Below are 6,666 nucleotides of genomic sequence, written 5' to 3' on the forward strand. Positions count from 1 at the left end.
AGATCCCCGCTGAACACCACGCGCGAGTGGCGGAATAGGCAGACGCGCACGGTTCAGGTCCGTGTGCCCGAGAGGGCGTGGGGGTTCAACTCCCCCCTCGCGCACAAGAGGGTGTTTCACGAAAGTGGGGCACCGGGATTCACGAAACTCCCGCCCGACGTCATGTCGGGTGGGAGTTTCTTGTTTCAGGCCCCGACACCGGGTCTAGGACCGGCTGCCGAGCCCTCCGCCACGCCTCCAGGGGCGCACTTCGACGCCCACGTAGCCAGCGATAGCAGTGATTAGCCCCTGTCCGGGGTTATCCGAGCAGGGGCCAGCCACTTTGGGCGCAACGGCTACTTCTTCATCAATCAGGCGCCAGGGATGCCGACGGCCCATTCCTCGTCGCCTTAGACCTGGTCTCATAACTCTTCTACCTGACGCAGTCGGCGGAAGTTGATGAGCGTGACGGCGAGCAAGAGCAGCGGGAGCAGCGTGGCTGCAGTGCGGTCGTAACGGATCCCGAGACGCTTGAACCGCAGGACCCAGGAGATGGTGCGCTCCACGACCCAGCGGTGCCGGCCCAGGTGGGTCTTGGCCTCGATTCCGCGCCGGGCGATCCGGACCTTGATGCCTCGCCGGTGCAGGTAGCGGCGGCACCTCGGGTAGTCGTAGCCCTTGTCCGCGTGCAGCTTCTCCGGCCGGCGGCGGGGCCGCCCCGGACGCCTTCGCCGGCCACGCACACTCGGGTTGGTCTCCAGCAACGGCTCGAAGAGTTTGCTGTCGTGGACGTTTGCGGCTGAGGCCAGCACATGCAGGGGCAGCCCGGCCGCGTCGGTGAGCAGGTGGTACTTCGTCCCCGGTTTCCCGCGGTCGGTGGGGTTCGGGCCGGTCAGCTCGCCCCCCTTTTGGCACGTACGGACACCGCGTCGATACTGGCCCGCGACCAGTCGAGGATCTCCTGCTCGGAGAGCTCCTCGAGCACTGCCCGGTGCAGCTTCTCCCACACCCCGCCCCCTGCCACTGCCTGAGCCGGCGCCAGGCGGTGTGCCCGGACCCGCAGCCCAGGGCCGGGGGCAGGTCCCGCCAACGGCACCCGGTGTGCAGCACGAACAGGATCCCCTCCAGTGCCGCCCGGTCCTCGATCCGGGGTCGCCCACCGGGCCCTCGAGGTGGTGGCTGGGGTGGGATCAGCGGGGTGATCAGCTCCCACAGACGGTCATCGACCATCCACGACTGCGTCCTCGTCGTCATGCAGGCACTGTGGACCGTTCCCAGGCAGGTGGGCAACGACCGATCAGGTTTTGAGACCAGGTCTCAGGCCTTCCCGTCGGGGCGGTACAGCAAATGGGCGCCCGGTGCTTTACATATGGCCAATTAGCGGCGGGCCGCGTCGCAGTTTAGATTCCCGCCCGGGCGCCTGCATCTGCCTGTGGCGCTCACACCGGAGCCGGCAGCCAACTGCACTGATGCTCCTATTGCAATGGGGTGCATGAAACGTCTGTCGTTTGGCTATGAGGGTTGAGTGCTTTCTGTATGCGTTACCTCGACGCGGAAGACGGCGAGGCGACGTTCGCTTGCATTCGAAGCGTGGTGAGGGCGTGTTGGCGGGACGCGGTATGTAGACGTACCGGGCACACGTCGAATGCCCCGGTCAAGTCAAGCCGGGTTGCGCGCCGAGCGTAGTCGGCCACGACGAGGAACGCTACGGGGATGTCCGTCGCCGCGTACTGCACAGCCTGAGCACCGTAGGAATCCATGAGCTGCTCATTGGTACGCGTCGTGGTGACGCGCTTCACCTCGATGCAGATTCGGCAGCGTTGGAAGGACACAGCGATATCTAACCGTCCACCCGCGGTGTTAGGGCGTTCGACGATGGAATTAAATCCGGCCATGCAGAGTTTCCCATTCAGATCATCAGCGATCTGGTGCTCTGCCGGCCATGGCTTCTTTGACGCGAACCACTGTGCGGCCCGCTCACCCGATTGGCCAGCATCTAGGTAAAAGGATGCGAACCGGACGAGTTGGTTCATTACTTGCCCAAGCTCCACCCGGTAAGGTGCGATGCCACCCTCCGCGTGCTCGTCGCAATCCCCAAGAAGCTGCTCCAGCAGGTCCTGCTCCGAGTACCGGGGTGGGGACGTGTATAAGGCGAGGTTTTCGTAGATCGGGAGTAGCTCAGGAGTCGCCTCAACAGCTTCTGCCACCACGCGGGCGGCTTCTGAGTCTAGGTGGAGTCGCTCGCGAATCGTGTCTAGTTCCGGGCGCGATTCGCCCTGCGCTTTTGGGGGCAACGCCTCCAATTGAGCCAGGAGCTCTCTTACGGCGTCCTGGACTTTGTCGTCTGCCGCGTTGTTCTCCGTCGCGAGCCACCTTTTGAGGTGGAAGAGGACTTGGCCGTTCTCCCGGGCGAGGGACTCAACCTGAGGCTGCACCAGAGCGCGCATACCGATCTGACTGGCTACACCACCCGGATTGATGACCAGAGTCATTGTCCTCTCTGCGGCCATTGCAAGAGCCAGACTTTCGATAGTCCGTGGAGGGTCATACCAGCGGTCGGTGCTGGCCTGGTTCAGTTGGCTGAGCAGGTCCATCCAAGCCGTCGTCGTGTTCGCCCGGGGGAAACGCCATCCGGAGGCGACGCCGATAAAGCCGTCCAGGTAGGTGTACACAGAGTTGCAGATGGCCTCGTACCTATTGGCGGGAAGCTCCATTCCGCGCGTTTGGTCGATGACTCCGCCGACGACGGCGTCGAAAGCTACCGCGTCTGAGCGGGCCCCATCACTACGTGCCACGTCGAACCAGCGACGCGCTTCCGCCAGCTTTTCTCGGACTTCCTCCACATCTGTCTGCGCAGCCGCGCACGCCACCGAGTAGAGCCCAAGTTCCATGGCGGCGTCGGAGTCGAGGTCGTCGTGACTAATGAGCGATTCGAGAGCATCGCGGAGAGAATCGTCGTGCCATCGGGACAGTGCGGCACCGAGCGCTCGAACGAGCGGGTGACTGGCGTCTTCTGCCTCGCTGCAGTCCTCGAGTGCCGCGCGAAGTTGGAGGGTCTTGGATGCCCAGTCGCCGAGAGCCAGTCGCGTCCAGGCTTCCAGAGCAAAGTCCCGGACCAGCCCAGTGCGTCCAGCCAACTTCCTCAGCGCGCCTTCGAACGGTTTGGAGATGACTGGCAGCACTTCCTCCGAGTTCAGAAGAACATCGAAAAGGTCGCGTGCGCTGAATGGAGTGACGTCCTCAACGGCGCGAATGAGGAAGGTCGTCGCAGTATCGCGGTCATCCAGTGACCCCCACCCGTTGCACAGTGCAACGGTCACCTCGACGACACGGGAGTCGCCTGCCAGCACGTCGCGTGAGGCGTAGATCGCGTTCTCCCCACCGAGCGCAGAGACAGTCGGCGTGCCTTCGAGTTTGTCGAGTGCGTCGAGAACTGACACAGTCACCTCACTCGTTCCCCGTCTGTTGGAATTTCACCACATGAAGCCGGACTTTTGCGGTCGGACCACCGCCTTGTCCGGAAGAACAGAGTCCACCAGTTCAGTATGTGTAGTACCGGTGACGACCTGCAGGCCGTATGCACCAGCCACGCGGTCAAGTTCCCGCAGCAGCAGTCGACCGTTGGCCTCGTTCAGCTCCTCACGTGCGAGAGAGTCGACGATGAGGAAGCCGGGGTGACGTCCGAGGCCTGATTCCGCGCCCACATCGAGAAGGGCGATGACCAGGGCGATCTTCAGCCGCAGTCGTTCACCATCCGTGAGTTTGCCGAAGTTGCTTCGCGCACCACCGCGGACCACTGGCAGATGCGCATTGCCTTTAATCTCTGCTTTCTCCAGACTGCTGAAGCCGAGGTCCTTGCCGAGTTGTGTGATCTGTGCACTGACCGATTTCAGCGCCGTGTCGAAGCCATGCTTCGCTTCGGTCTGCGCGACGGTCTCTGCTGCCGCGAGCACCGCGGCGTCCGATGCCAGGACGGACTCTTCCGGTACATCAACGGGCCCAGCCGCACGCTCCTGGATGCGGCCGTCGAGCATGCTGAGCTGGCGTTCGAGCGCATGCCGCTGCTCCGGGTCACCGTGAACCGCATCTAATGCCGCCGACGCTTCGGTGAAGGTCGCCTCCGCGCGGCGCGCCTCCTCCCGTGCCGTGTCGTGCGCATCCGACAACGTCTCCGCTTCGACGGCACACGCATCTACCCGCTGCTGAGCCAGCTCCAGGGGATCTAGATCATCCTCGCCGACCTCCGCAGACGGGTCTACACCTTCGGCGTCAGCCTCGTCGATGGGGCTGTTGCAGAGTGAGCATGCGCCGGCCTGCTCCCGCTCCCACTGTTCCTGCTCTACACGGGTGTCGCAGCGTGGGCAGCAGGAGGGCTTGAGCGAGTGCCAGAACCGCTTCGTGACCGCCGCTTCCTTCAACGCGGCGAGGTCATGCTCAGCCGCTTCCAGTGCACGGGAGGCGGTGCCGTACGCGAGGGCCGCCTCAGCGACCCGACTTTGGGTAGATGTTAGGTGCTGCGTTGCGGCGGTCATTTTCTGCACCAGCTGGGCTGCTTCGTCGGCGGTCACTCGACTGGGGGGAAGTGCGTCTAGCTTGGCTTGCAGGTTCGTCCGCTCAGCTGTCAGCTCGGCGACGCTTGCATCGCGGGCTGCGGTATCACGAGTGATTCGGCGCCGCACACCCGCGAGCTCCGCATCGACGGACATTTTCTGCGCCCGGATGAGGTTGCGGGTTGAACTCCACTCGGTCGCGAGGAACGTGTTCAAAACCGCGACGGCTTGATTTGGTGTCTCGCCGATGGCGGAGGTGATGCTCGGCTTGGCGATGACCAAAGCCTGGGACCACAGCGGCCAGCCGTGCTGCGCGGTGCTCCCATCGTCCGCATCGGTGGCCCGAGCGTTTCGCCGCCACTGGGTCAATGTCTCGAGGCCGAGGCGGTCCAACATGAAGTCACCGACAGCGCGCTCCATCTGCTCGTCGTCCTCGAACGTGCTGACCACATAAGCGCCCTGCGCGCGTATCGACTCCACTAGGTCGTCCACCGGTGTGTCCAGCTTGTACACGGGTTCGCCGATGACATGGGCGGCATCAGCCTGAGTGCCCATCGCGCCGAGAGCGCGTGTGTCCACGTCGTCGAAGTTGATGGTCGTCTTCGTCGGCAACGTGAGGATGGAGCCGGCAGCGGCACCTTCATCCACGCGCCATGCGATAAGGACCCGTTCGTCACCGATCGTCAGCAGCAGGCTCACCTGCCGCAGCCACATTTTCACGTCGGAGCGGAGGTCCGATCGCCCCCGCAGCCCCCAAGCGAGGATGTCCAGGGTCGAGCTTTTCCCCGCGTCGTTCTTGCCGTTGCTGACAAGGGCGGTGACCGGTGTCTCAAACAGTCGCGTGAAGGAGAAGGGGATGAAGTTGCGCTCTGCGTGGTCCTCGGAGGACTGCAGGTTCTTCACCCCGGCGAAGTGAAGCGCCTCCACTCGAAGTCGTCGACGAGACGGCACGGGCCGCGGCCCGGCGATGCCATACGCCGACAGGACGTCTTCAACCTTGTCCCGGTCAACTCGGGACTTACCGGTTACCGCGTCAACCCAGTTCATCGTGTTCTCCATCGGCTTCCGTAACACCAAGCGACGCTGCGCGCGCTTTCACCCGCTCGATGATGGGCGGAATGAGTTCCCCGTGTGCGGTCGCTTCGTACTCGGGCTGTTCGTACTGGCGGCGTCTCGCCGTCGCTCCGACCGCAGCGTCGGAGACAAGGCCGATGGCCGCGGCCTGCTCGTCATACCAGGCCAGTTCCGGGATCTCCGCACGCATGCGCATGACCGTCTCTCGCCCCTTCTGGAGAAGGAAGTAGTCCCTGCGGGAGTGGTTGCCGGTGTCGGTCACACGACGGTGGGTGATTTGCTCATACATCTTCAGCACGGCCAGCGCATCGTCGATGAATTCATAGGCCCCATAGAGGTAGCGCTCCATCGGATACATATGCAGAGTCGGCGCGGAGCCGGTGAGCATCCGTTGAACATGCGGCTGAATGGTGTCCAGTTTCACTCGGCCTACCTCAAACTCGGTCAGGAGCTCATCGGCGAGGTAGTCAGGGTTCCGCAACCAGAAGTCGAGCTTCTGCACCCGGGTAAGCGAAGAGATGACCGCGACAGCGTTCCCCACCCCGCAGCTCTCGGTCACCGGGTTGCCGAGCACGTCGAGCATTACCAGGATGCGCGTCGCGGTCTGAGTCGGGGACCCTCCCCTCCTTCTCGCATCCGACGGAGCAGTTGCATGAGTGGACACTCAATATCCCCTTCCAAGTTTCATTCATCTTCGCGGGTGCAAGCGTGGCCGGGCGAATCGACGCGCGGGCATGGGCAAGGGGCCGCACTATAGCCTAATGTTGACATATCAACATAACGTGAGTTAGCTTGTGCGTGTTCGCGAGGAAGGCTCTGGAGCGGCTGGGTAGCGTGTGTGGAAGCTTCCCGACCGCACTCAGGAGACCCCCCATGGCCCGAGCCCGCAAGAGGAAACAAGTCGAGGGGCAGTTGAGCATTGATGCCTTTCTCTTCCCGGAACCCGAGGAGGTTCGTGATGGGGACTGCCGCACGGACAGGTGACAGTTTGACCTGACCTATGGCTCGGTTTCCAGTTTGACCTGACCTATGGCTCGGTTTCCAGTTGACGTCGCTAGTCGAT

The 6,666-nt window shown here is 63.3% G+C and carries 3 protein-coding genes, 1 tRNA gene and 1 pseudogene; 1 reads left to right on the forward strand and 4 read right to left on the reverse strand.

The window, feature by feature from the left end; all coding sequences use genetic code 11:
- Positions 1 to 20 precede the first annotated feature (20 nt).
- A tRNA-Leu gene (locus tag L979_RS10570) sits at positions 21 to 104 on the forward strand.
- Positions 105 to 401: 297 nt separating this feature from the next.
- On the opposite strand, the pseudogene L979_RS15110 reads toward L979_RS10570, so the two are convergent.
- The 4 genes and pseudogenes from L979_RS15110 to L979_RS10595 all read right to left on the reverse strand — a co-directional run bounded on the left by L979_RS15110 (position 402) and on the right by L979_RS10595 (position 6,186).
- A pseudogene (locus L979_RS15110) lies at positions 402 to 1,233 on the reverse strand (IS5 family transposase).
- Positions 1,234 to 1,520: 287 nt separating this feature from the next.
- A complete protein-coding gene (locus tag L979_RS10585) occupies positions 1,521 to 3,419 on the reverse strand; it encodes a hypothetical protein (protein ID WP_047692179.1) in 1,899 nt (632 codons plus the stop codon).
- Between the two features lie 33 nt (positions 3,420 to 3,452).
- Positions 3,453 to 5,576, reverse strand: coding sequence for a hypothetical protein (locus tag L979_RS10590; protein WP_047692180.1), 2,124 nt, complete (start codon positions 5,574 to 5,576; stop codon positions 3,453 to 3,455).
- Positions 5,563 to 6,186, reverse strand: a complete 624-nt coding sequence (locus L979_RS10595; protein WP_052209798.1) for a hypothetical protein — start codon at positions 6,184 to 6,186, stop codon at positions 5,563 to 5,565. Before L979_RS10595 ends, L979_RS10590 begins: the two co-directional genes overlap by 14 nt.
- Between the last annotated feature and the right edge of the window lie 480 nt (positions 6,187 to 6,666).

This window comes from Kocuria sp. ZOR0020, assembly GCF_000800955.1.
GTDB classification, from domain to species: domain Bacteria; phylum Actinomycetota; class Actinomycetes; order Actinomycetales; family Micrococcaceae; genus Kocuria; species Kocuria subflava.

Coding starts and splice junctions, on each gene's coding strand:
- L979_RS10590 (WP_047692180.1), bottom strand. CDS start 5,576: ATGAACTGGGTTGACGCGGTAACCGGTAAGTCCCGAGTTGACCGGGAC.
- L979_RS10595 (WP_052209798.1), bottom strand. CDS start 6,186: ATGCTCGACGTGCTCGGCAACCCGGTGACCGAGAGCTGCGGGGTGGGG.